The sequence below is a fragment of the Mucilaginibacter gossypii genome, assembly GCF_900100945.1.
Lineage (GTDB): Bacteria > Bacteroidota > Bacteroidia > Sphingobacteriales > Sphingobacteriaceae > Mucilaginibacter > Mucilaginibacter gossypii.
The window spans coordinates 148822-173790 of sequence record NZ_FNCG01000002.1 but is presented as its reverse complement, the minus strand read 5'-3'; the positions used below and the strand labels follow the sequence as shown (position 1 = coordinate 173790).

Annotated in this window: 17 protein-coding genes; 4 read left to right on the top strand and 13 right to left on the bottom strand. The window is 43.0% G+C overall.

Going from position 1 to position 24969, the window contains the following annotated elements:
- Positions 1-53: 53 nt before the first annotated feature.
- Positions 54-2471 (bottom strand): ABC transporter permease, encoded by a 2418-nt coding sequence (locus BLS28_RS04165; protein WP_091163043.1) that lies wholly within the window; start codon positions 2469-2471, stop codon positions 54-56.
- Positions 2472-2774: 303 nt separating this feature from the next.
- Between BLS28_RS04165 and BLS28_RS04160 the strand changes: the two genes are divergently transcribed.
- The gene (locus BLS28_RS04160) at positions 2775-4421 is read left to right on the top strand and encodes a M1 family metallopeptidase (RefSeq protein ID WP_218134349.1); all 1647 of its coding nucleotides are present in this window, start codon (positions 2775-2777) and stop codon (positions 4419-4421) included.
- A 129-nt stretch (positions 4422-4550) separates the two neighbouring features.
- On the opposite strand, the gene BLS28_RS04155 is transcribed toward BLS28_RS04160, so the two are convergent.
- From BLS28_RS04155 to BLS28_RS04115, 9 genes are all read right to left on the bottom strand, one after another.
- On the bottom strand, positions 4551-4742 hold the full coding sequence (locus tag BLS28_RS04155) for a hypothetical protein (protein ID WP_091163041.1): 192 nt from the start codon (positions 4740-4742) through the stop codon (positions 4551-4553).
- Between the two features lie 100 nt (positions 4743-4842).
- A complete protein-coding gene (gene glgB / locus BLS28_RS04150; RefSeq protein ID WP_091163040.1) occupies positions 4843-7089 on the bottom strand; it encodes a 1,4-alpha-glucan branching protein GlgB in 2247 nt (748 codons plus the stop codon).
- A gap of 386 nt (positions 7090-7475) precedes the next feature.
- Positions 7476-8873 (bottom strand): MAC/perforin domain-containing protein, encoded by a 1398-nt coding sequence (locus BLS28_RS04145; protein WP_091163039.1) that lies wholly within the window; start codon positions 8871-8873, stop codon positions 7476-7478.
- A gap of 764 nt (positions 8874-9637) precedes the next feature.
- Positions 9638-12112, bottom strand: coding sequence for a TIM-barrel domain-containing protein (locus BLS28_RS04140; RefSeq protein WP_091163038.1), 2475 nt, complete (start codon positions 12110-12112; stop codon positions 9638-9640).
- 110 nt (positions 12113-12222) lie between these two features.
- Entirely contained in the window at positions 12223-13593 is a 1371-nt protein-coding gene (locus BLS28_RS04135) for an MFS transporter (protein ID WP_091163037.1), read from the bottom strand.
- Positions 13594-13805: 212 nt separating this feature from the next.
- The gene (locus BLS28_RS04130) at positions 13806-15524 is read right to left on the bottom strand and encodes an alpha-amylase family glycosyl hydrolase (protein ID WP_091163497.1); all 1719 of its coding nucleotides are present in this window, start codon (positions 15522-15524) and stop codon (positions 13806-13808) included.
- A gap of 95 nt (positions 15525-15619) precedes the next feature.
- Positions 15620-17929, bottom strand: a complete 2310-nt coding sequence (locus BLS28_RS04125) for a glycoside hydrolase family 65 protein (protein WP_091163036.1) — start codon at positions 17927-17929, stop codon at positions 15620-15622.
- Between the two features lie 112 nt (positions 17930-18041).
- A complete protein-coding gene (gene pgmB, locus BLS28_RS04120) occupies positions 18042-18692 on the bottom strand; it encodes a beta-phosphoglucomutase (protein WP_091163035.1) in 651 nt (216 codons plus the stop codon).
- Between the two features lie 43 nt (positions 18693-18735).
- Positions 18736-20598, bottom strand: a complete 1863-nt coding sequence (locus BLS28_RS04115) for a glycoside hydrolase family 13 protein (protein ID WP_091163494.1) — start codon at positions 20596-20598, stop codon at positions 18736-18738.
- A 259-nt stretch (positions 20599-20857) separates the two neighbouring features.
- Here BLS28_RS04115 and BLS28_RS04110 point away from each other — a divergent pair, with 259 nt between their 5' ends.
- Positions 20858-21217, top strand: coding sequence for a hypothetical protein (locus BLS28_RS04110; RefSeq protein WP_091163034.1), 360 nt, complete (start codon positions 20858-20860; stop codon positions 21215-21217).
- 129 nt (positions 21218-21346) lie between these two features.
- Positions 21347-21877 (top strand): ferritin, encoded by a 531-nt coding sequence (locus BLS28_RS04105; RefSeq protein WP_091163033.1) that lies wholly within the window; start codon positions 21347-21349, stop codon positions 21875-21877.
- Between the two features lie 236 nt (positions 21878-22113).
- Here the strand turns inward: BLS28_RS04105 and BLS28_RS04100 are convergent, their stop codons facing one another.
- From BLS28_RS04100 to BLS28_RS04090, 3 genes are all read right to left on the bottom strand, one after another.
- On the bottom strand, positions 22114-22959 hold the full coding sequence (locus BLS28_RS04100) for an SDR family NAD(P)-dependent oxidoreductase (protein WP_091163491.1): 846 nt from the start codon (positions 22957-22959) through the stop codon (positions 22114-22116).
- 85 nt (positions 22960-23044) lie between these two features.
- Positions 23045-23989, bottom strand: coding sequence for a helix-turn-helix domain-containing protein (locus BLS28_RS04095; protein ID WP_091163032.1), 945 nt, complete (start codon positions 23987-23989; stop codon positions 23045-23047).
- A 104-nt stretch (positions 23990-24093) separates the two neighbouring features.
- On the bottom strand, positions 24094-24354 hold the full coding sequence (locus BLS28_RS04090) for a (2Fe-2S) ferredoxin domain-containing protein (protein WP_091163031.1): 261 nt from the start codon (positions 24352-24354) through the stop codon (positions 24094-24096).
- 250 nt (positions 24355-24604) lie between these two features.
- On the opposite strand from BLS28_RS04090, the gene BLS28_RS04085 reads away from it, so the two are divergent.
- On the top strand, positions 24605-24955 hold the full coding sequence (locus BLS28_RS04085) for a VOC family protein (protein WP_091163030.1): 351 nt from the start codon (positions 24605-24607) through the stop codon (positions 24953-24955).
- Positions 24956-24969 lie beyond the last annotated feature (14 nt).

Genomic DNA, 24969 nt, shown 5'->3' with positions numbered 1-24969 from the left:
ACCGTACTTTCGTACGATTGCTTCGTACCTTACAATGACGTGTTTCTTGTTTACTACTCCGTCTTTAAGCTCTTTACAGGGTTCATCAGCGCTGCTTTCACGCTCAAAAACGAAACCGTTGCAAAGGCAACCAGCAATACCAGGAAGAATGGAACAACAAACAGGAAGGGGTTGATATCCATCCTGAAAGCATATGTTTGCAGCCATTGATGAATAGCGTACCAGCCTATTGGTGCCGAAATCACAAACGATACCGCTACAAGCAGGGCAAAGTCTTTATACAACAATCTTAAAATACTGTTTACCGAAGCTCCCAGTACCTTGCGGATGCCAATTTCCTTAGTGCGCTGTACAATGGTGTACGATACGAGGCCAAATAATCCCAAACAGGCCACAAAAATGGCGATGCCCGTAAATACGCCAAACACCTGCCCAAAGCGTTGATCGGTTTTGTATTGCTCGTTAAAATGCTGATCTAAAAAGAAATAATCAAACTGGTCGCCGGGGAAAAAGGCAGCCCAGGTTTTCTTTAATTCCGCAATGGTTTGCGGCAAATTGGTGGTGCTGATTTTCACAGATACCGGTCCCCGAACATCGGGGATACAACGGAAGATCATGGAATCGTAGGCATCATGTAAGGATTGCTGGTGAAAATTATCGGCCACTCCTATTATCTCATAAACCTGTCCCCAAAAATCGATGCGTTTGCCAAGGGCATCGGCAGGTTTGCTAAAGCCTAACTGTTCAACCCCTTTTTTGGTGAATATCACTTTATGTGGTTCATCGCCAAACTCTTTCGAAAACTTACGACCGGCTATCAGTTTGATATCGTAGGCGTTAAGGTAATCGTAATCGGCACCGATAATGCGGTATTGTTTGCTTGTACTTTGATCTGAGCCAACCAACTTAATACCGCCAGCATTCCATTGCACAGGTTCGCCGGGGATTGAGGTTGATACTGTTACGCTTTTAACGGCAGATTGTGCCAGGCATTCGTGTTTAAATGAGCTCATGCTACGGTAAAACGAATCTACCTTAACCAACGGAGCTTTAATGACCAGTGTTTGATCTATTTTTACTCCTAACTTTTGGCTTTGCATGTATTTAAGTTGCTTGAACACTGTAAGCGATCCTATCAGTAAAAATATCGAGGCAGCAAACTGGAATACCACCATTGCCTTACGTAATATCACTCCCCCTGGCGATGCTAAGATCTTGCCTTTCATCACCTCAACCGGCCTGAACGCCGATAATACAATGGCCGGATAAAAGCCGCTGAAGAATGAGCCCAATACAAAGATTCCCAAAACAGCCAGCCAAAAAGTTACTTTAGCAAATAAGGTAAAGCCCATCTGCATGCCGGAAACATTGGCGAATGCAGGCAAGCAAGCCATAATGATAAGCAATGCAAGGCCTATAGCCATGGCGTTAAGCATCATGGCCTCTAACATAAACTGGGTAATCAACTGTGCTTTTGCCGAGCCCAAAGTTTTACGTACCCCAACTTCCTTAGCCCGGCCAATACCACGGGCAGTAGCCAGGTTGATATAGTTGATCCATGCTATGATGATCACAAAGATGGCAATCCCCAAAAGCAGGTACACCGATTTACCATCTCCATTGGGCTGAAACTCCAGCATCCTGTTGGAATACAGATGGATATCCTTTACCGGCTGAAGTGTATAAATGCCGCCTTCGCCCGTACCAGGATATTTATCATAAGCTTTTTTCACTACAGGGATAAACTTAGCTTCCAAAGCACGCGGATCAACTCCAGGTTTAAGCAGGAGGTAAGTTGTGCAGCCGTCATTTAGCCAGGCATTATCGAGATTAAAATCTTTATTAGGCGGATTTTCTTTAAGCAGCGTAGCGTAGGATTGCATGATATCGAAATTCATATGCGTATTGGCAGGCATATTTTCCATTACGCCGGTAATTTTAAGCGGCTTATCTGTATTAATATACAAGGTTTGCCCAACGGGATTTACGCCATGAAAAAGCCTGTCAGCAATTTGCCGGGTAATTACCGAGGTGTTGGGTTCTTTAAGTGCAGTATTTCCGTCGCCGTTTATCAGCGGGAAAGAAAAGGTTTTAAAAAAAGCGTCGCTTACATAGTAAACATTCCGGATTACCATTTTCTGATCCTTGTAGTTGGCTATGGTTTGCCCTGCTCCTACAATCTTTACGTACTCTTCAATATCGGGCAGCGCATTTTTAAATGCTGTGCCGGGTGCAAAAGCCCCGCCGGCCCATTGAGTACTTAACTTGCCATTGTTATACCTGTCCTGATTAATCCGGAAAACGCGGTCTTTTTTAGCGTGGAAATCATCAAAACTAAGCTCAAAGCTAACATATTGCAAAATGAGCAGACATGCCGCCATGCCGATAGCCAGCCCTATTATATTAATGGCAGAGAAAGCTTTGTTTTTTGAAAGGTTTCTAAAAGCAACCAGCAGGTAATTTTTAAGCATAATTGTAATGGTTTATACCTGAATTTCAGCTAATTATATGCCCTGTTTTTAATTTACTGAATATCAATCAATTAAAGAAAAGCACAATCTACGAAACTGTTCGTTTTCGAACAGTGATTGTGCGGTTGCGGAGTGGTTTGGAAATTCGCGGTTGAAAATTAAAGGTGGGGGTTTATAAGTCGTTGGGACGTTTAATAATAGCTCCTGCAAGTGAAATTTCACTATTTTAGTGGCTCAAGGTTGGCAATAACCAACGATACATCACGCCCTACAAGATACTTATCTATGACTAAAAAAACATTTATGTTTATAATCCTAAGCTTATTAACCTGCAAAATAATTGCACAACAAAACGATAGGCAAATCAAGCCAACGCACCAGGATACTTTAAAAGGGTCGATAACGCCGGAAAGGGCTTGGTGGGATGTTCTGCGCTATGATCTGACCATAAAACCAGATTATATTAATCAAACGATCTGCGGTAGCAATATTATTCAATATAAGATTGTTAAAAATAAACACACCGCGCTCATGCAAATAGACCTCCAATCGCCTCTTAAAATAGATAGTATCAGAACGGGGAGCGCAAAGTTATCTTTTATACAAAACGGCGACGCTTGGTTTGTAAAGCCCCTACAGCGGTCAAAAAATAATATTCAAAACATTACGATTTACTATTCGGGCAAACCAAAACAATCAGTTAACCCTCCATGGGATGGTGGCTTGGTATGGCAAAAGGACTCTATAGGCAGACCATGGATGGCTGTAGCCTGTCAATTGCCGGGCGCGAGTGCATGGTTTCCATGTAAGGTTTATATTGGCGATAAACCAGATAAAGGAGCTTCGGTTACAATAATTACACCAGATACATTAGTCGCGGTATCAAATGGAAGGCTTCGGCGGCAACTTAAAAATACAGATGGCACCTCAAGCTACACCTGGGCAGTGGACAGTCCTATAAATAATTATGGGCTTACCTTTTATATAGGGAAATATGAACATGTAAGTGAAAAATTTAACGGCGAACGCGGTAACCTTGATCTGGATTTTTGGGTACTGGATTATAACCAGGAAAAGGTAAAAGATTACCTGGTTGCCAAAGTTCGAAAAACTTTAACATCATTTGAGCACTGGTTTGGCCCATACCCATTTTACAGCGACGGCTTTAAGATGGTTGAAGCATCGTATATAGGAATGGAACATCAAAGCGCTATCGGCTATGGAAACAAGTTTAGATTGGGTCGCTTTGGTCTTAATCCCAAACGGCTAACTTATTGGGATCAAAAAACCGACCGGATGGTGGTTCATGAAACAGCGCACGAATGGTTTGGCAACAATATAACGGCAAGTGATCCTGCCTACGGTTGGTTACAGGAAGGCTTTGCCGGCTATGCGGAGGAATTGGTTATTGCCGATCTTTACGGGCCAAAGGCGTCCCACGATTTCTTTTTGAGCAGGACTACCAATCGGATAGGCAACAAGGCTCCGGTAATTTCTCCCGACAATATTTTTAAAGACGGAGGTGAAGACGCCTATCTGAAGGGTTGGGTTTTAATCCACATGTTACAGGCTATTATCAATAATGACGATAAATTCAGGGAAGTGTTACGAGGACTTAACAGAAGCTTTTATCACCAATCAGTAAATTCGGCACAGATCGAAAACTATATCAGTAAGGTCAGCAAAAAAGATCTCAGCAAGATATTTGACCAATATTTAAGAACCACACAGATCCCTGTATTGGAATATAAAATTGATGAAAAAAGCTTCGAATACAGATTTACAAATTGTATAGCCGGTTTTACCATGCCCGTTAAAATCAAATTGATTGATCAACGTTGGATTGCCCCCTCAACGAACTGGCAGTCACTGAAATTAGAATATCTTCCTGCTGTCGACTCATTAGTTATTGACCCTGATTTTTATATTCAGGCAAAAATCGTTAAGTAAATTAATTATCAACCAGGTACCTGGTCCACCTCACAGGTTATTGGGCAAAATAAACAAAAGAGAGATTATTATGGGCAAAGCGTGGTAATTGCAGGAGGATAGAAACGCCTTCCAATATCTAAGTCTATCTCACATCAACTCATTATCCTTTTTAACATGATAAGCCTTGTACGATAAGTAAAACAAGGCCAAAGCTGGCAAAGCGCCAAGAATTACCCCAACTGTATTAGGCTTTGGATAGGTAGCCACAATTTGCACAATAAACAATATCGTGGCAACTATACCACCTATAAGATAAAGATATTTGAATTTTGGGTTCATAGGCTATTTACATACTAACAACAGGAGCATCCTTAACTTGTTTACTTGGTTTTGAAAGGCTTACGAAGTATTTGGAACTTCGTAAGTCTTTCAAAGCTGCTTACCGTTTCAATTCATATTTAGCAGGCACATCAGGTACCAGTTTAAATACCGCAGCCGCAAGCGGCGGTATAGTAATTTTGATCGACTGGCTTTTGCCATGCCAACTTACCTGGTCGCTATTTACAGGCTCATAATTGATGATGCCGCTGCCCCAGTATTTTTCATTATCCGAATTAAAGATCTCTTTCCACTTACCAGCAGCAGGTACGCCTATGCGATAATCACGGCGTACAACAGGGGTCATGTTCAGGATGACCATCAGATCGTTTTTAGTGTCATGCCCCATCCGACGGTAAACCAGTATGGAATCGTTGGCATTGCCGCCGTCAACCCATTCAAAGCCCTGGTGCGAAAAGGCTTTTTCATACAGCGCAGGCTCTGTACGATATAAATGGTTCAACGCCTTAACTGTTTCGCTAATACCCTGATGATTTGGATACTGCAACACATGCCACTGTAACGATTTGCCGAAATCCCATTCATCGCCCTGCCCAAATTCGCCGCCCATAAAGAGTAGTTTTGAGCCGGGGTGTGTGAACATGTATCCGTACATCAGTCTCAGGTTAGCAAACTGCCTCCACTCATCGCCGGGCATTTTGCGTAGCATACTGCCTTTGCCATAAACAACCTCGTCATGCGAGAAAGGCAGCATAAAGTTTTCGGTAAAGGCATATATAGTACTAAAAGTTATCTCGTTATGATGATATTTACGATGGATAGGATCCTCATGAAAATAATCGATAGTGTCATGCATCCAGCCCATCATCCATTTCATCCCAAAGCCCAGGCCGCCTAAATAAACCGGGCGACTAACGCCTGTAAATGACGTAGATTCTTCAGCTATGGTTTGTACCGATGGAAAATGGCTGTAAACAGCTTCGTTAAATTCTTTCAGAAATGATATAGCTTCGAGGTTTTCGTTACCACCATACCTGTTAGCTTCCCATTCGCCATGCTTGCGCGAATAATCAAGGTACAGCATTGAGGCCACCGCGTCAACGCGTAAACCATCGGCATGATACCTTTCCAGCCAAAACAAAGCGTTGCTGATCAGAAAAGCCCTTACCTCGTTTCGGCCGTAGTTAAAAATATATGATTTCCAGTCGGGGTGAAAACCTTTGCGGGCATCGGCATGCTCATAAAGGTGTGTACCGTCAAATTTATACAGTGCATGGATATCTCCCGGAAAGTGCGAAGGCACCCAATCCAGGATTACGCCAATACCGGCTTTGTGAAATTCTTCAATCAGGTACATCAGTTGTTGTGGTGTACCGTAGCGTGATGCCGCTGCAAAATAACCACTTACCTGGTAACCCCAGCTCGGATAATACGGGTGTTCCATAATGGGCATGAACTCCACATGGGTGAAGCCCATTTCCTTTACATAAGGCACCATTTTTTCGGCAAGCTGAGTGTAAGTTAAAAACTCGTCCGGACTTTCGGGATTACGCGCCCATGAACCCAAATGCACTTCGTAAACCGAATATGGCCTGTCGAGCGCGTTATGTTCATGACGGTTCTGCATCCAGTCCTGATCCTTCCACTCATAAAAAGTATCGGCAACTATAGAGGCTGTACGTGGAGGCAATTCCCAGCGTAGGGCGAAAGGATCGCTTTTTTCCAGGTCTTCGCCGGTTGATGATTTGATATAGTATTTATACGTTTCGCCATTGCCAACATTTGGAATAAAACCTTCCCAAATACCCGATGAATCCCAGCGGGCATTCAAGCTATGCGAACCGCGGTCCCAGCCGTTAAAGTTGCCTATTACCGCTACGTATTGTGCATTTGGAGCCCAAACGGCAAAATAAGTCCCAATGACACCCAGATATTCCACTACATGCGAGCCCAGTTTTTCATACAGCTTATAATGTTTGCCCGACTTAAATAAACTGATATCAAAATCCGTAAAACGGCTGTATGGTTCAACGGCTTTAAGCGTTACAGGTTGCGGGGTAATTTCTGTCAGGTTATTGGCATTCACCGCTTTCGATTTAGCCGATGCTGCTTTTTTAACGACTGAAGGCTTCTCATCAGCAGTCGATTTTGTTTTAACCGGTACAGCTTTCTCTGCAACGGCAGGCTTTTCGGCAGCCACTGTTTTTGTTTTAACTGTTTTTTTAGGTTCCGGGGCTCCTGTTTCAGGCGTTACTTTATCGGCTTTGACCTTAGTGACGGCTTTTTTTTCCTTTACAGGCTTTGTATCCGGTAAGGGGTTCTCGGTTTTAGTTGTTTTTTTGGCCATGATATAGATAACCTGTTAGAGTGTTAGTAGATAACCCAAATCACAGGAATGAGTTTGGTTTATATGTAATCAAATATAACAGGATTAATATATTATGCAGGGTTTTGGAGATTTATTTTTAGAGGGAAGATGGAGACACTATCAGCACCACCGGAGCAATCAGTTAACTATATCATATCTGTTTTGGGATCAGTTATCGGACTGGATTCTTTAAAATACCAAAAAGTGATGACCGATTTCGAAAGCCATATAATTTTTCACTATTAAAAACAATCTGGTATTTGTTGGCTTAGGGTAAATTTCAGAAAGGATAAAATTGAAAATGCATTTGGATAAAATACAAAAAGGCGGGTCAAATGACCACGCCTTTAAAAATATTTTATGTATTATTCAAGATATCCCATAATACCGTCCAATGTCCATCCATTTTTAGGCCCAAGTTCATTTACATCTACAGAATAACAGTGTGCTCCTCTACTATTGCGATAACGATACAAGGGTTTTGACCCCGGTACTTGAGTAGGATTGATATATCCCTGCGTACCTTCTTGGTTAGCCTGAGAAGGGATCTCATTCACGTTACAAGTAAAAAAGTGATATCCTGCCTGGTATTGATACCATCTTAAAACAGGCACTAAACCTCCCTTAGTATTATCGGTATAAACATTCCCTAAAACGCCTTCAATCTTCCAGCTTGGTAAATTAGATACTTCGCTTGGATTTGTTAAAATCATGTAATCTTGATTGGCAGTACTAAAGCACCGGTAAAGAGGTGCTTTATCAAATACAGCCTGTACTTGATTACCTGGCAAGAATACATTATTAATATAATCCTTAACTGCTTTTGATTTTACCGGATCGGCAATTAAATCGTAAATACCAATTAAACCAGAACTCGGGATATCAATAAGCACTGCGTTTTGCGCATTGGTAGTACTTTGCCAGGCTCCAAAATCAATAGGTGGGGTATTTTGATCAAATACGATAGTATTTGGAGTTATTCCAACAGTGGGGTCTCCACCATGAGTTACATAGTGCACATATTGATTAAAGTTACTGCTACTTTGTGAATGCTGTGAGTTAATGCCAGCATTGATTGAAAACAAACTGCCTAAACTTTGATCTAAACCTGCGGATGCGGCTGTCTTTCTATCAGAACTTGATGTTTGCGAACGGTAGGTTATCTGTAGTTTAGCCCCCAACATAATATCCGTCAAAAAGAAGGCACCATATTGACGAACTAATTGTTCTGGAGTAAGAATACCTATATCGGTTTTAAAATTTGATGTTAAGTATTGTTGGAGTATAACAGTCGGCGCATTAAACTTTAGCTCACGCTGTTGTAATAAAAGATTATAGCTGCCATAAATATACTTTGAATTAAAAGAGGATACATCAGAATAAGCAGAAGTGATACTTGCTTTGAATAAAGAAAAGCCAACAGTTGCATTTAAATGTGCAGACAGGTCGCTTGAGTAATGCTGTACGTTATCCCCATATGAAAATGTCGAATTCCTACTTGTACTTACATTCTTAACTACCCTGATAGGATCTGCTGCATAAAGCTTCGCAACGTCAATAACTGGAAATGTTGTGGAAACCGAATTCCCATATTCACCTGTTACATCATAGCCAAAACCTAAAACATCCCATGCCTGGTCTCCAGCAGCATGTGCCGTCAACTTTCCAGAAGACGTTTTTGTTTGATCGGGAACTAATTGTGCATTTTTGCTGCAAGACCACAGCATCATCATCAAAGAGATAATGAATAGATTTTTTTTCATAAAACAATAAGGTATAAGTTTAATATTTTTATCAAAGGTAATACTTAGTAATAATAAATAATAGACTTATTTCTATAAAAAATCGTAATATACTTTTAATCAAGACATTTAGATTATAGATTTATATGACAGAAAATAAAGATTAGCACTACAACGATATGTTATTAAAGGGTATTTAGCACCCTCTGTTTATCATATCAGGCTATATATTAGTTAATTATATATCCTTAACAACAGAACACGCATCACAAAACTTAAAGGTATTAGTAAGGTCCAGCCTTTCGGACTGGCAAAACCGTGTCATGTAAAGTTAGTATCTTCATGACGGCAATTAGCTGTTACAGTAAGCTAAAAACAACTGATATTTTAAAATTGCACCAAAACAGGTATGGTATGACTAAAGCAAGGTTCAGCAGGATGAACAGATCCAAGGACTCGAAAATTCGATCCAAAATAAAAATTAAAAACCTAGCTAATGCTCAAAAACAACTTATTTAATTTATGAACAACTTACAGAAAAATCATCATAACGTCCGAAGCGCTTTATTGACATAACGCTTATGCAAACTCCCTTTAAAGTTAGCTTTTACTTCTTATCTTTCGATGGTGCGCGGAGGAAATAAACAATAAAGTTTGAAATAAAAAACGTCAATGCTTTAGTACTAAGCAATCCATCTATCTTAACAGGTTAGACCTGTATGGTTTGCGATTGCTTCATACCTCGCACTGGCGTTACGAAGAGGTAGTTTGGCTATATATAAATATTATTTGCTTATTTCAATATGTTTAAAGTTTTTACTGTATTTAAACTCTACCGTTTTATCATCATTTAGTTGAAATTCTTTTACCTCTTTGCCATCTACTTTTATTTTTGATGGCGTAAACGGCAAACCTATCAGGTTAAAATGATAGCCGTCATAGCGTGGGGTATACAAACCTTCCAGGCTCTGATCAATGGTTAAATTTTTGCTACTGCCATTTACCACAAACTTTTTCTCCAGGTAAATATCCTGCTCGTACGCAAATGTTTCGCCGTAATCTTCAAACAGGAATGAATTTACCTCATAATCGGTATAGTAAATATTCAGCTTTACTTCTTCAATCTCTTTGTGGCCAACGTATTGCATCACCGGATATTCAGGTATCACCGAACCGGCTTTTATAAATACTGGCATAGTCTCAAGCGGGGTATCTACTGATACTTCCTGGCCGCCGTCAACAACCTCGTAAGTCCAGAAGTTGTACCATTTTCCTTTAGGCAGATATACATTGCGTTTGATCTGCCCTGGCTCCATTACCGGGCAAACCAAAATTTTATCCCCATAAGTAAACTCATCCTGGCGGAAATGGTTTAGCTGTGTGTCCTGCTCGTGCATCACTATCGGCCTCAAAATAGGGAAGCCATAGCGGTGGTGCTCCCAAAAAGTTGAGTACAGGTAGGGGATCAAACGGTAACGCAGTTCGATAAACTTACGGTTGATTGCCGTGAATGGCTCGCCAAAACTCCACGGTTCACGCTCTTTGGTATCACCCGCCGAGTGCGCACGCATAAACGGCGAAAAGGTGCCCATCTGGATCCAGCGGGTAAACAGTTCGCCATCGGGCTCACCACTAAAACCGCCAATGTCGGTACCGCAAAATGGTATGCCCGATATCGACAAACGCTGACACTGGATATTACCCAGCTTAAGGTGTTCCCATGAGGCCACATTATCACCGGTCCACACCGATGAAAAGCGTTGCACGCCTGAATAACCTGCCCTTGTAATGGTAAAAGGGCGTTTGTTTTTCATGATCTTGCGCAAACCCTCGTAGGTTGAGCGTACCATCTGCATGCCATAAATATTATGCGCCTTGCGGTGTGATCCACGGTAACCATCGTACTGGTGACGCACATCATCAGGGAAGGTACCGGCACCAAATACAGCAGGCTCATTCATATCGTTCCAAACACCGGCAACGCCCATTTGTACCAGTTCGTCAAACAAACCGCCCCACCATTCGCGTACTTCAGGATTGGTAAAGTCAGGAAACTGGCAACGGCCTGGCCATACGTGGCCCTCCATAAAGTAATCATCGCTTCGACGGCAGAAATATCGCTTCTCCTTACCCTCCCTGAACACCTCGTAGTTGTCATCCACACGAATCCCAGGATCAATAATTACCACGGTTTTAAAGCCATCAGCAGCAAGCTCGCTGATCATTTTTTTAGGATCGGGGAAGTACTTACGGTTCCAGGTAAAGCAGCGGTAACCATCCATATAATCGATATCCAGGTAGATACCATCGCATGGGATCTGGTTTTCACGGAAACCTTTGGCTATCTTCCTAACCTTAGCTTCAGGATAATAGCTCCAGCGGCATTGATGGTAACCCAGCGCCCAAAGCGGTGGCATAGGGTGTGTACCGGTTAAGGTGTGATAGCTTTTTACCACGTCCATCATGTGCGGCCCGTGGATATAGTAATATTGCAGTTCGCCGCCATCAGCCCAAAAACTTGTTTTAGTCCTGTCTTCGGCGCCAAAGTCAAATTGCGCTTTAAATGTATTATCAAAAAAGATACCGTGTGCTATACCCTCGTTTACGCTGATATAAAAAGGGATACTGCGGTACAAAGGGTCCTGGTTCCACTGAAACGAGTAGGCATCAGTGTTCCAGTTTTTTAGCCTTTTGCCGCGCAGGTTAAATTCGGTCGGTTTATCGCCTAAGCCAAAGAAACTTTCGTCGGGTGCGCAGGTTTTGGTGCAAAACACATAATAACCGCCCGCCTGCACGTTCTCTTCCCAATGCATTGGCACAGCATCGATGCTGGTTACATGGTTGCTGCTATCTGAAAAAGAGATAAAGAAATCCTTTTTGCGGATATGGCAATTCACTTTATAAGTAGATACCCGAAATTCATTATCATCTTCATGCAAAGTAAAACCTGCCGCCTTGGTTGGCAGCTTAGGTACCCCGTATGAAAAATCATCTAAAAAAACGCTATGCGGCGCAAGCCTCACACGGATAATCTCGTCGGTAACAACTATTACTTCAACTTTAGCATCGCCATCAGTAAAGTAGAACTTATTCCCCACCTGATCAGCATGATTGGGTACACCGAGATACTTTTTTACAACCGGCTTAATACCATCGGCAGGGTTATTAAGATGGTGAAATTCCTCTTCTTCTTCAAGTAAGTTTTCTGCTTCAATTAACTTACTGGTTATCAACTCCGGATTTGGGGTATTACTTTCCATTCAAACAAATTAGTGGCTTCTGCAAAGATGTATAAAGTGTACTTACTACGCAATATACAATAATTGAATTAACGAAAAACCATTAACCGTGCCAAATCCTTAATTTTTATTCAATTTGCGGCTTCAATTATTTGAATTTTCTTACCATCCTGAACAAAAAGAACAGCTATCGCGCCCAGGAACATAAAAATACCGGCCATTACCAAAGCATAAATGGCATGCCCGCTGTATGCATACTTCACTATCGGACCACCAATAATGCCATTAACTATTTGCGGAAAAGTAATAAAGAAATTAAAAATGCCCATGTACACGCCTATCTTTTTGGCTGGTATTGAGCTTGATAGAATAGCATAAGGCATAGCAAGGATACTACCCCAAGCCAAACCGACACCAATCATTGACAAGATCAGCAAACGTGGATCAGGAATAAAAAATACGGAGATTAACCCTAAACCGCCCATAGTTAATGAAAACGCATGCGCTTTTTTTCGGCTCAGTTTTTTGACTATGCGGGGCAATAACAAAGCATACACTGCCGATACTAAATTATATACACCAAACAATACATTTACCCAGTTGGCGGCATCATTATAGGCTGCCGAAGAAGTATCCCCTGCCGGGATATGGTAAACATGATCAACAACTGCCGGGGTTGTAAATACCCACATAGAGAAAAGTGCAAACCAGGAAAAGAACTGTACCAATCCCAGCTGCTTCATGGTTTTAGGCATGTTGACGAGGTCGGAGAAGATCTCCAACAAACCGCCCTTATGCCCAGATACCGTTTCGTCCTTTTCATGAAAGGTTGCATAAACTTCGGGGGGATATTCTTTAGTGCGGACTACAGTCCACAAAATAGCGCCTATTAAAACCGCGGCACCAATGTAAAATGAATATAGCACATTATTAGGCACAATGCCCTGATCGGCTGTTTTGGCTATTCCAAACCATTCGGCAAAAACATAAGGTAGCCATGAACCAATTACAGCGCCTACACCTATCAAACAGGTTTGCATGGAAAAACCGGTTGTATGCTGGCTATCGGGCAGGTTATCAGCCACCAAAGCTCTGAAAGGTTCCATAGCTACGTTGAATGAAGCATCCATAATCATGAGCATGCCAGCGCCTACTACTATCGGCGGGATCAGCGCTGCCAACATAGATGAGTTGGGCATAAAAAACAATGCCAAACCCGATAAAATAGCACCTGTTAAAAAGTAAGGGCGGCGCCGACCAAGACGGTTCCAGGTCCTGTCGCTGTAATGACCTATGATAGGTTGAACAACCATGCCTGTTATTGGCGCGGCCAGCCAAAACCACGACAGATGCTCCACATCGGCACCAAAGGTTTGGAGGATGCGGCTGGCGTTACCCGTTTGTAAGGCAAAACCAAACTGGATGCCTAAAAAGCCGAAGCTCATGTTAAAGATCTGCCAAAAGCTTAACCGTGGCTTTTGCGCGATGGTTGGTTTACTCATAATTGGTTTTATAATGTCAGAATCAGAATTCTCAGAATTTTAGGATTTTCAGAATATCAGGGTGTCATGCTGGGCCTGTCGAAGCATGGTGGGCAGGGCCTCTGCACGCGACCCGTCGACAAGCTCAGGGAGATAGGCCTCTGCACGGAACACCATGGTATTTTCACAACATGATAAGCATTCTGTCAATTTTAAAATTCAGTAAATTCTGATCAAAACTCCAGCAACAATCCGCCCATGGCGGGCAGGCTTACTTCAACACCACTACGTATATCATCGGTATTGAATTTATCGCCGCTCAGCAGGTCGGTGAATTGTTTATGGCCGCTTTGGTTTAATTTTGTTAACAGGTCTTCCGGAAGCTTTACGGTTAGTTTACGCTCACTCCGGTTAAAATTGGTTATTACTAATATACGTTGATTGTTGGTATAGCGGGCGTAGATATACAAACGGGTATCAAAGCCTGGCTGATGTTCATTAGCTATCATCAGCTCATAGAAAGCGCCCGATTTAAGAGCTTCACTATTGTGCACTGCAGTAAGCAGGTTGTGGTAAAAGCCACGAAGCTTTTGTTGATCTGCCGATAATTTCGCGCCATCGTACTTATGGTTATTAACCCATTTTTGATGCTGCGGAACACCCCAGTAATCAAATATGGAAGTGCGGCCATCGTTACCACTAAACCCTTCATTACCGATAGCCGGCTCCCCTACTTCCTGCCCAAAGTAAACCATTACAGGGCCGGTATTTAAAGTGGCTGTTACGATCATGCCAGGTACGGCTAACCATGGGTTACCTGCGAAATCATTTGAAGCGATGCGCTGCTCATCGTGGTTTTCCATAAACCGGAGCATGTGCTCGTCAATGCCTTTGCTATCGTGGTTCCAAACAGCGTTGATTTCCCAGGTTGATGAATTGTGCTCATCGCGGGTAAGGCGTTTGATAGCATCATACAGGCCTACCTTATCGTACAGATAATCAAACTTGCCTTTATTAATATAATCGCTGTATTTGCCTTTGTCGTAAGCTTCGCCAACGAAAATAATCCCAGGATGCCCAGCTTTAAGCTTAGGGATTACCCAACCCCAAAACTCAATCGGCACCATCTCAACCATGTCGCAACGGAAACCATCCACACCTTTTTCGCTCCAGTAATGCAGAATATCATAAACCTTGTTCCAAAGCGGCGGAATCGGATCAAAATGACCACGGCGATGATCCATATAGTCGACCCCGTAGTTTAGCTTCATAGTCTCGAACCAATCATTAATTGATGGTGCAGCGCTGAAAACATCGTTACCGGTTGCTTTGGCTGGGTTTTCATCAAAATGACCATCCTTCATCAGACTTTTGAATTCATCACCTCCGGGATTATAGCCCGACGGAACAACAAAAGGCTGGCCAGGCATATAGTAAAAATCGTTAGTTGGACTAAAAGCCTTGCTCTTATCATCATCCTCGCCAAAATCACGTACCCCGGCCGGTTTAACGTCCGAACCATAGGTACGGGCTACGTGGTTTGGAACCAAATCCATCAATACTTTTAAACCATTGTTGTGGCTGCGTTTGATAAGCGCTTCGTACTCGCCGATACGGTTTTTAACATCAACTGCCAGGTCGGGATCGATATCGTAATAATCTTTAATTGCATAAGGAGAACCGGCCCTGCCCTTCACTATATCCGGATCATCTGCTTTAATACCATATTGCGAATAATCAGTCATGGTAGCGTGCTCAATTACGCCCGTGTACCAAACATAGGTAAAGCCCATTTTCTTTATCTCCTGCAGGGCCTTATCGTTGATATCGTTCAGCTTGCCTACACCGTTTTCCTCAATAGATCCATTGGTTTTATTAAGTGTGTTGGTATTGCCAAACAGGCGGGGCAATAACTGGTATATGATGAGCTTATGGTTGGTAGTTTGTTCCATGCGTTTTTTTGTATGATGTGGTTTTACCTGTGCCAACGTAATAACGGGCAACATTGTTGCAGCAATAAAACAGGTAAAAATCTTATTGCCTTTCATTACGCTTCAACCAGTAGTTCATCATTGGCTTTCACCAGTTGCTCTTTACCATAAACCAGCACTGTTGTTTCCACATCCGAAGCGTTTTTGATCTGCACACCTTCTTTGCTCACTTTAATATTCAGCAAGGCACCGCGGAAACCTATATGGAACGAAAATGACGACCATTTTTTGGGAATGAACGGCTGAAATACCAGCTTGCCATCCCTTACACGCATCCCGCCAAAACCTTCAACAACAGCCATCCAGGTGCCAGCCATTGAGGTGATATGACAGCCATCATCAGTATCGTTGTTGTAATCATCCAGATCTAAGCGAGCCGTGCGCAGGTAAAACTCATAAGCACGGGCTTCATCGCCGAGTTTGGCAGCCAAAATAGCGTGCACGCATGGTGATAATGATGATTCATGTACAGTACGCGGCTCGTAAAAATCAAAGTTGCGACGAATAGTATCTATATTGTACTGATCTTCAAAAAAGTAAATTCCCTGCAGTACGTCAGCCTGTTTAATGTAGCATGAACGCAAGATCCTGTCCCAGCTCCATTTTTGATTGATAGGACGCTCTGACGCGGGCAGATCTTTTACCAGGATCTGCTCTTTATCCAGGTAGCCGTCCTGTTGTAAAAACACCTGGCGTTTCTCGTCGTATGGGTAATACATCTTTTGGATGATATCGTTGAAACGGCCAAATTCGGTCTCCTCATTCAGGTTCAGCTTGCTTACCAACGCTGCATATTTTTCCGGATCAGCCACCTTTATTTTATCAGCAACATCAACAGTATATTGCATACACCAGGTTGCAATAGTGCTGGTATACCAGTTATTGTTTACGTTGTTCTCATACTCGTTTGGCCCGGTTACACCCAGCATTACGTACTGCTGCTTATCATCCGACCAGTTAACCCTTTGCGACCAGAACCTGGCTATACCTAACAATACCTCAAAACCGTAATCGCCTAAATAAGCTTCGTCACCGGTATAACGCACATAGTTGTAAATGGCAAAAGCGACAGCCCCATTACGATGGATCTCTTCAAAAGTGATTTCCCACTCGTTGTGGCATTCGGTGCCATCCATAGTAACCATAGGGTACAATGCGGCGCCATCTTTAAAACCTAATAGCTGGGCATTCTCGATAGCTTTGCCTAATTGCTTGTAGCGGTAAAGCAGCAAATTGCGGGTAACTTTTTGCGGAGCTGTAGAAAGGTAAAAAGGCACGCAATAAGCTTCGGTATCCCAATAGGTTGAGCCCCCGTATTTTTCGCCGGTAAAGCCTTTGGGGCCGATATTCAAGCGATCATCCTCACCAGTATAGGTTTGGTTAAGTTGATATATATTAAAGCGGATAGCCTGTTGTGCAGATACATCGCCATCAATAATGATATCATTATGTTTCCATTTTTCGGCCCAGGCGGCAGCTTGTTCGGCCAGCATGGTATCAAAACCTTTAGCACTGATACGGGTTAAAGTAGCGTTTAACTGATCAACCAGCTCTTCGGGTTTATAGTTTTGTGATGACAGGTTAGCGGCATATTTAATCACGCTGATGCTTTCGCCCTGCTTTGCCTGCAGATCAATTTTAGAAGCTACATATTTTTCCTTTTTGATGGCTTCGGTAGCTAATTCAATAACTTCAGCATTTTGAAGGATACTAAACTTCATACCTGTAGCAACCTCAAAGCCTGTTTTTTTGGTGCGCATTACGATGTAACCGCCGTCGGTTTGTGTTGCCTTGCTTACTTCGTCCCAAAACTTTTCATCATAGTTGGAATCTTTGTTCACCACATCTCCATCAATTGAAGGCGTTAAGGTGATGGCCCCACTAAAATTTAACGGCGTAAGGGTATATTTAATAGCACCTGTTTCATCATCGGCCATGCTGCAAAAGCGAATAGCCTCCACTTTTACTTCTTTACCCGATGCTGTTTTAGCGCGAAAATCGCGCTTCAGGTAACCTTCTTTCATATTTAGTTCCCGGCGGAAACTGAATACTTCGCATTTAGCAAGGTCAAGTTGCTCGCCGTCAATTACCACATCAATACCAATCCAGTTGGCGGCGTTAAGCACTTTAGCAAAATATTCGGGATAACCATTCTTCCACCAGCCTACACGGGTTTTATCGGGATAGTAAACCCCGGCTACGTAGTTGCCCAGCAGGGTATCACCGCTGTAAGCTTCTTCAAAATTGGCGCGCTGGCCCATGCGGCCATTACCTAAGCTGAAGATACTTTCAGAAATTTTATTGTAATGAGGATCGAAGCCTTCTTCAATTATCTTCCACTCATCAGCTTTTATATAGTTTTTCATTTGCCCCCTCTAAATCTCTCCCTAAAGGGTGAGACTTGAATTTAATAGTTAATAGTTTAATTAATAACGCCCGTTTTAAAGCCCTCTCCCTTTAGGGGAGGGTTGGCCGGAGCTATAGTTTATACAATTTATCTAAAGTCATTTCGTCCAAACCTTTAATAACCAGGTTGGCGCCTTTAAGTACATCGGATGAGCCGATGCCTACCACTTTCATATCACCGGCAACGGCGGCCTCAACGCCCGCAATGGCATCTTCAAAAACCACGCATTCTTCAGGTAAAACGCCCAGGGCCTGTGCACCCGCCAAAAATACTTCGGGATCTGGTTTGGCTTTACTCACTTTGTTACCATCAATCACCGCATCAAACATATCGGTGATACCAATTTTCTCCAATATGGTCATTGAGTTTTTACTGGCGGAACCCAGCGCGGTTTTAAGACCTACCGCACGGCAGGTTGTTAAAAACTCTTTGGCCCCAGGCAGGATCTCTTCGGGTTTCATTTGGTTTACCATTTCCATATACCAGGTATTTTTCAGGGTAGCCAGTTGCTCCTGCTCGGCCTCTGTTTTGGTAACGCCGCCCCAGCCCAGGATCAATTGCAGCGAACGTACACGGCTTACGCCCTTCAGCTGTTCGTTCTGATGTTCGGTAAAATCAAAGCCAAGCGAATTGGCCAGCCTTTTCCAGGCTTTATAATGGTAAACGGCGGTATCGACTATTACACCGTCGAGGTCAAAAATACAGGCTTTTATTGTATTCATTTTTTTGGTAAAACACAGGGAATTAGTTCCCTAAGATATTATTTTAATGGGTAACACCGGGTATTAATTCTAACACTAAAGTTGTTTTGCCCGGTATAGTGACTTTATCCAGTCCAATCATTTCATCCGTTAGTATATTCCTTGCTGTTTTGGCATCGCCAATACGCTCAAAATACCGTGCTGTAGTAGTTTCCTGTTCCTTATCGCTGCTGTTGAACATGATCATTACCGTTTTTTGGGCATCATACCTAAAATAAACATAAATACCTTTTTCGGGCACAAACTGCATCATTTTACCTGTTTGCAGAGCAGTAGTGCTTTTGCGGTAATTAGCCAGCTTACTCACATAATTAAAAGCGTCATTTTCTTTTTTACTGCGGCCTTCGGCAGTAAATTTATTTTCCTTATCGCCGACCCAGCCGCCCGGGAAGTCCTCGCGTACCAAACCATCAGGGTTCGAGTAGTTTTTCATCAGAATCTCATCGCCATAATACATTTGCGGTACGCCCCTCATGGTCAGCAGCATAGCCATAGCCGATTTGTATTTGGTAATATCCTCCCCTACCATTGATAATAAACGGCTCATATCATGGTTATCCATAAATATGGTATTGCGGGTAGCATCCTGGTATAGAAAGTCCTGAGCTACTACCGAATACAAGCGACCAACGCCGTCTGTCCAGCCATCGTTACCATTAATAGCTTCATAAATGGCATCTTTTAAAACAGCATCGGTTACGCCCGGTAGCTGGGTATCAAAACCCCGGTTAACCGTATTGCCCTGCGTAAAAAATGCCTGGTTAGCGGCAGACCATACCAGCGTTTCGCCAAATATGGAAAGCTTAGGAAACTCGGCTTTTACATCTTTCGCCCATTTGGCCATATAAACAGGTTCATTATAAGGATAAGTATCCAGCCTGAAACCGTCGATACCCGCATACTCCACCCACCAGATGTGGTTTTGGGTAAGGTAGTTTTGTACGTAAACATTATTTTGGTTTAAATCGGCCATGCGGTGGTCAAACCAGCCGTCCTGCATCAGTTTGCGGTCCATTGGCGAGGCGTGCGGATCCATCACAGCCGCATCCCTGAAGTTTGATTTGGTGTACGCTGGCCATTGGTGTACCCAGCTTTTCATTGGCATATCCTGTATAAGGTAACCTTCGGTACCGGCGTGGTTATGTACAAGGTCTTTAATAACCTTAAGCCCCATGCTGTGGCATTTTTCCACAAATTTTTTGTAAAGGTTATTAGTGCCGTACCTTGGATCTATCTTATAATAATCGGTAACGGCATACCCGTGATACGAAGCGCTTGGCTCGTCATTCTCGATTTCGGGTGTAAGCCAGATTGCAGTTACTCCTAAATTTTTCAGGTAATCCAAATGGTTCATGATCCCCTGAAGGTCCCCCCCATGGCGGCTGAACATCGAATCGCGGTGGATGCCTCGCTCACGTAGGTTATCAAATGAGTCGTTGGCAACATCGCCATTGCTAAACCTGTCAGGCATAATGAGATAGATCAGATCTTTACTGGTAACGCCCTGCGCCCTGCCTGCAGATCTGTCGCGTTTGTTAAGTGTATAACTATACGTAAGGTCTTTTTCGCCTGCTTTCTTAAATTTTATCGGGAACGTTCCCGGAATAGCCGATGAAAAAATGTTCAGGTCAATGAATAAATAATTCGGATTTTCAACTTTATGAACTGCTTTAAGCTTTACACCGGGGTAAGTAAGCACTACATTACGGGCGGCAATATTGTTGCCATGCACAACCAGTTGGAGGTTGGGATTGCTCATGCCAACCCACCAGGACATGGGCTCAACACGCTCAAGTGCAGGCGTTTGTGCCTTTACACCCAAAGCAGCCAGCAAGCAGCATAAGGCGGATAGTAAGGTTTTTCTCATATAAAAAATGATAAAAGGATAATTGGTTCGATTTCGGATTAAGCCCGTAACCATGTTCCAAATTTATAATAAAATTAATTGCTTGTATGAAAAAAAATAATTCACACTAATTTGTTTCGAATTACGCGAATTGGTTTTTACTACCCGATTGGTGTAATTCGAATAAATTTTGAGCCGCACGCTAATCATTCGCGTGAAAAATAATTTTCTATCTTTATTTGGATTGATTACAAATAATACCAATATTTGTATCCGTTATATGATTGCGACCACCGAACTAACTTTATGGACCGACGTTTTCAGCACCAAGACTGGTGCCGTTTACCAATGTGATACAGAGCGTTGCTGGTATGTCGATTTCGCCGGTAAGGTTGCCCGGTTTGATCATCGCAATTTCTTAAAATTACGCAAAGCGGTTTATTCTATCGACATTGAGCAAAAACTGCTGAACGCCACTACTGATCCCGACGTGGAGATTATTTTCATCTGCGCCTGCGATCATTGTTATGTACTTTCACTGGCTCAGATCATCAGCCTGAAAGATCTTTTAGAAGGTACTTTTGTAATGCTGGAACTCAACCACATTATCCATGACCGCCTTTACAGCAACTCACTGTAATTAGACTAATTATCAACACAATTTAGATTAATTTCATATTGTCTTTAAATTAAACTAATATGCCTTTACAGCATTATTATTGTACATAATATCCTGCGATAAGACATATAACATTAATTTATCAAGACCATGAAAGACCTACTCCGCATAAAAAGCCTGTTATCATCAGATATCGAAGCGATTTTAAATCAGCAAGTTAAAAAAGAAGCATTTTCTTCGTCAGCATATTTGGCCATGGCATCATGGTGCAATCGCAACGGTTATGATTTTTCGTCAGAATATTTTTTCAAACAAGCCGAAGAAGAACGTCAACACCAGCTAAAATTTTATAAATATATCCTTGATATGGGTGGCAATGCTGTATCACCTGAGGTAACCGGCATTAAACAGGAATATAATTCATTCCGCGAAGTGTTTGAAGACGCCCTCGACCAGGAAATCAGCGTTACCAACGCTATCAAAAACATATATGCGCGTTGTATGAAAGAACAGGATTTTGTTACTATGGAGTTCCTAAACTGGTTCCTGAAAGAACAACGCGAAGAAGAATATAAAGCCCGCCGCGCCCTCGAACTATTCGAAGTTATCGGCGAAGAGGGTACCGGCAGATGGCAGATTGACAAGCACGTTGGTCAGATAAAATATGATAGTGAGGCTTAAGCCCCACCCTGCCCTCCCCAGAGGGATAGGTTTCCACACGAAATGCCTTTCGATAAACGAAAGGCATTTGTTTTAACATCTTATTTTAAGGAGGCTGTATCGTAAATCAAATGATGCGGTCTTTTTTGTTTTGGTGGCTCTTTCCTTTTCATATGATACCTTCGGCATTACCCTGCAAACACCAAAAAACCGGCCATTACTGGCCGGCTTTTTATAAAAGGAAGTCAGAAAAAAGCTTATTTTCTGAAATCGGTCGACTTGCTGATACTCTCGAAAGCAGCCAGGTCTTTCTGAACGGCTTCGATCTTGCTTTGCGCCATCCCGAATGAATCTGAACCCAGGAATAAGTGCAGCGGACGCTCTTGCATTTCAGCCACCTCGATGAAGGCTAAAGCCGCATTTTCAGGGTCACCGGGCTGGTTGCCGATGACTTGTTCGTTGTGGATCACTTCCAGGTCGCGGGCTTCTTTATAGTCATTGATCGGCTTTGCTGCGGTGCGCAATGAGCCTTGCAGCAGAAAATTGGTCTTGAAATAGCCGGGATAAACGATGGTGGCAGTTACACCCAGTGATTTTGCTTCAGCCGAAAGCGCTTCGGTAAAGCCGGCAACCGCAAATTTGGTGGCGTTGTATATACCCCATCCGGGGAAAGTGCCCAGGAAACCGGCTATTGAAGAGATATTAAAGAACGCACCTGATTTCCTGGCGCGGAATATCGGCATTACGTTACGAATTACATTCAGCGAACCGAATACGTTAACGTCGAAGTTTTTGCGGGCTTCGTCGTCGGTTAGTTCCTCCAATGTGCCGAGCTGCCCGTAACCGGCGTTATTCACAACTACGTCGATCGTGCCAAATTTGGCAACTATCGCGGTAATTGCTTCAGCTACGCTGGTATTGTCGGTCAGGTTCACCTGCAGCGGAAGAAAATCACCGCCCCTGTAGCCCACCTCGGTACGTAAGGCTTCTGCATCCCTTGAAGTAGCCGCTACCTTGTAGCCTTCAGTTAACAACCGTTTTACTAAACTTAAACCTAATCCTTTTGAGGCTCCTGTAACGAACCATACTTTCTGTGTTTTCATTTTCTTGATCATTAATTGTATGGTACAAAATTGCGCAGGGAGGCCCTGAAGGGACTTATTCGAATCACAGGAATATTTGTGAGTTTCAAATATGAGTGGAAACAGCCGCATTTCTGCGGAATTCTGAAGGGGAAACAAGGGCCTTTTTCTTGAATAAGGAGGTAAAGGCAGCCTGGCCGGAGAAGCCCAGCCCGTCGCTGATCTCATTGATACCCCAGTCGGTTTGCACGAGTAAGGATTTGGCCTCATGGATCAGACGATCCTGTATATGTTCCCGCAGGGTTTTTCCTGTCTGATTGCGAACAAGGGAATTCAGATAATTGGGGTGCACATGCAGTTGGTCTGCAAATTCAGCCGCCGTTTTAAGCTTAACGTAAGAGTCGCGTTCCTGTATCTGAAAGGATGATTCCAGTAAGGATAAGAAACGGTAGATATAGCTATAACCTTCCGAAGCCTTCGTGCGCATCAGGTTCTTGCCAGCGCGCCGGCTTTCGAGCAACAGCATCTGCAACTGTAATAAAATTGCCTGCTTTTTATCGTCGCTGTTACCGCGGTCTTCCCGATGCATGGTTTCGAAATAACCGTTGATCGTGGCCGACTGTTCGTCGGTCAGTTGGATCACCGCCTTATCAGTCTCAAAGTTCGGGAACTGCCGGAACAACTGAAGCACATGGTCAGCTTCGAGCCCGAAGTAGTTGGGATGAATCAGGCAGAAATGTCCGCCAGTCTCTGCTGAAGTGGTTTGCCAGGACATGATCTCGTCGGGGTGGAGAAAAGCGATCTCATTCCGCCCCATTTCGTAGCGGTGAAGGCCGATGGTCAAAACTCCGGTGCCCCGGGTCATATGGAAGATCTTGTAAAATTTACGACGGTGCGGCGATATATAATCCTTAATCGGGTAAGTGTCCCGGTTTTGAATGACAAAGTATTGCGAATCAACCGGGTAATGCTCTACATTGAGTAATGGCTGCTGGTAGTTGTCCGTTGCGAACGTTTCCAATGGCATACGGGGAATCGTTGAATTTTGCATGGGCCCGGTAATGTAATTTGATTCGGCGCAAAGTTAGTGAATTTTAATAGCGCTGTCCAGACCCTGCAAAGCCGGGGCTTATGATACGGCACCATTGGAAGACGTCACTCAATCAGATCCATCAACTTCAACACCTCTTTAGGGTGATATTCTTTCAACCAGGTGTTGCCGGGCTGGATACTGCACACAGGGGCATATTTACACCTGTCGGTACATTCGGTTTCAATTACCTCCAACTCTTCGGGCCCGTGATGATGTTTAATGTACGATTTTGCGATCTTGTACATGTCCTTACCACCTCGTTTTCCGCATTTGCTGCCTACGCATACGTACAACACTTTATCAGGTATGGTAAATTTGCTCATAATGGCAATTATTAAGACTATGTTAATAATCAGCAAAGTTAATGCTTTAATGTTCCAATTTTAGCTGAACCGGGATTTAATTGGATTTACAAGATTGAAAGGACTTTATTACAGTGCCCCCGTCGGATTCGATACACATACATCGACATGGTGCCGATGTTAATTTGTTTCAATTGTGTATTTTAAAAGATAAATTTGAAAATCAATGCAGGGCTAAGCCAACCCGTTAGCATCAAACAAAGCTAAATATATGAAAGCAATTGAAATTATCTCCATCCCCGTAACCGACCAGCAGGCAGCCAAAGCGTTCTACCTAAAAATTGGTTTTGAAATATTAGTTGAAGCTAACTTTGAAAAACAAACCTGGATCCAGATGGCATTTCCGGGCTCGCCTGTTTCCATCACCCTCGTAAACTGGTTCGCGGAAATGCCGGCGGGTAGTGTACGCGGCCTTGTAATTAAAACCGACGACCTGGATAAAGATATAGCAGACCTTAAAGCCAAAGGCCTTGAAGTAGGCAATGTTGACACAACCCCATGGGGCCGCTTTGCCACGGTTAAGGATCCCGACGGAAATGCGTTGAGCCTGCATGCGAAATAATTTCAGATGCGCAA

What these genes read in the sequence shown, in the direction of transcription:
- BLS28_RS04125 (WP_091163036.1), bottom strand. Translation starts at nt 17,929, where the DNA reads ATGAAAAACTATATAAAAGCTGATGAGTGGAAGATAATTGAAGAAGGC.
- BLS28_RS04145 (WP_091163039.1), bottom strand. Translation starts at nt 8,873, where the DNA reads ATGAAAAAAAATCTATTCATTATCTCTTTGATGATGATGCTGTGGTCT.
- glgB (WP_091163040.1), bottom strand. Translation starts at nt 7,089, where the DNA reads ATGGCCAAAAAAACAACTAAAACCGAGAACCCCTTACCGGATACAAAG.
- BLS28_RS04110 (WP_091163034.1), top strand. Translation starts at nt 20,858, where the DNA reads ATGATTGCGACCACCGAACTAACTTTATGGACCGACGTTTTCAGCACC.
- BLS28_RS04155 (WP_091163041.1), bottom strand. Translation starts at nt 4,742, where the DNA reads ATGAACCCAAAATTCAAATATCTTTATCTTATAGGTGGTATAGTTGCC.
- BLS28_RS04130 (WP_091163497.1), bottom strand. Translation starts at nt 15,524, where the DNA reads ATGGAACAAACTACCAACCATAAGCTCATCATATACCAGTTATTGCCC.
- BLS28_RS04135 (WP_091163037.1), bottom strand. Translation starts at nt 13,593, where the DNA reads ATGAGTAAACCAACCATCGCGCAAAAGCCACGGTTAAGCTTTTGGCAG.
- BLS28_RS04100 (WP_091163491.1), bottom strand. Translation starts at nt 22,959, where the DNA reads ATGAAAACACAGAAAGTATGGTTCGTTACAGGAGCCTCAAAAGGATTA.
- BLS28_RS04085 (WP_091163030.1), top strand. Translation starts at nt 24,605, where the DNA reads ATGAAAGCAATTGAAATTATCTCCATCCCCGTAACCGACCAGCAGGCA.
- BLS28_RS04115 (WP_091163494.1), bottom strand. Translation starts at nt 20,598, where the DNA reads ATGAGAAAAACCTTACTATCCGCCTTATGCTGCTTGCTGGCTGCTTTG.
- pgmB (WP_091163035.1), bottom strand. Translation starts at nt 18,692, where the DNA reads ATGAATACAATAAAAGCCTGTATTTTTGACCTCGACGGTGTAATAGTC.
- BLS28_RS04105 (WP_091163033.1), top strand. Translation starts at nt 21,347, where the DNA reads ATGAAAGACCTACTCCGCATAAAAAGCCTGTTATCATCAGATATCGAA.
- BLS28_RS04165 (WP_091163043.1), bottom strand. Translation starts at nt 2,471, where the DNA reads ATGCTTAAAAATTACCTGCTGGTTGCTTTTAGAAACCTTTCAAAAAAC.
- BLS28_RS04160 (WP_218134349.1), top strand. Translation starts at nt 2,775, where the DNA reads ATGTTTATAATCCTAAGCTTATTAACCTGCAAAATAATTGCACAACAA.
- BLS28_RS04090 (WP_091163031.1), bottom strand. Translation starts at nt 24,354, where the DNA reads ATGAGCAAATTTACCATACCTGATAAAGTGTTGTACGTATGCGTAGGC.
- BLS28_RS04140 (WP_091163038.1), bottom strand. Translation starts at nt 12,112, where the DNA reads ATGGAAAGTAATACCCCAAATCCGGAGTTGATAACCAGTAAGTTAATT.
- BLS28_RS04095 (WP_091163032.1), bottom strand. Translation starts at nt 23,989, where the DNA reads ATGCAAAATTCAACGATTCCCCGTATGCCATTGGAAACGTTCGCAACG.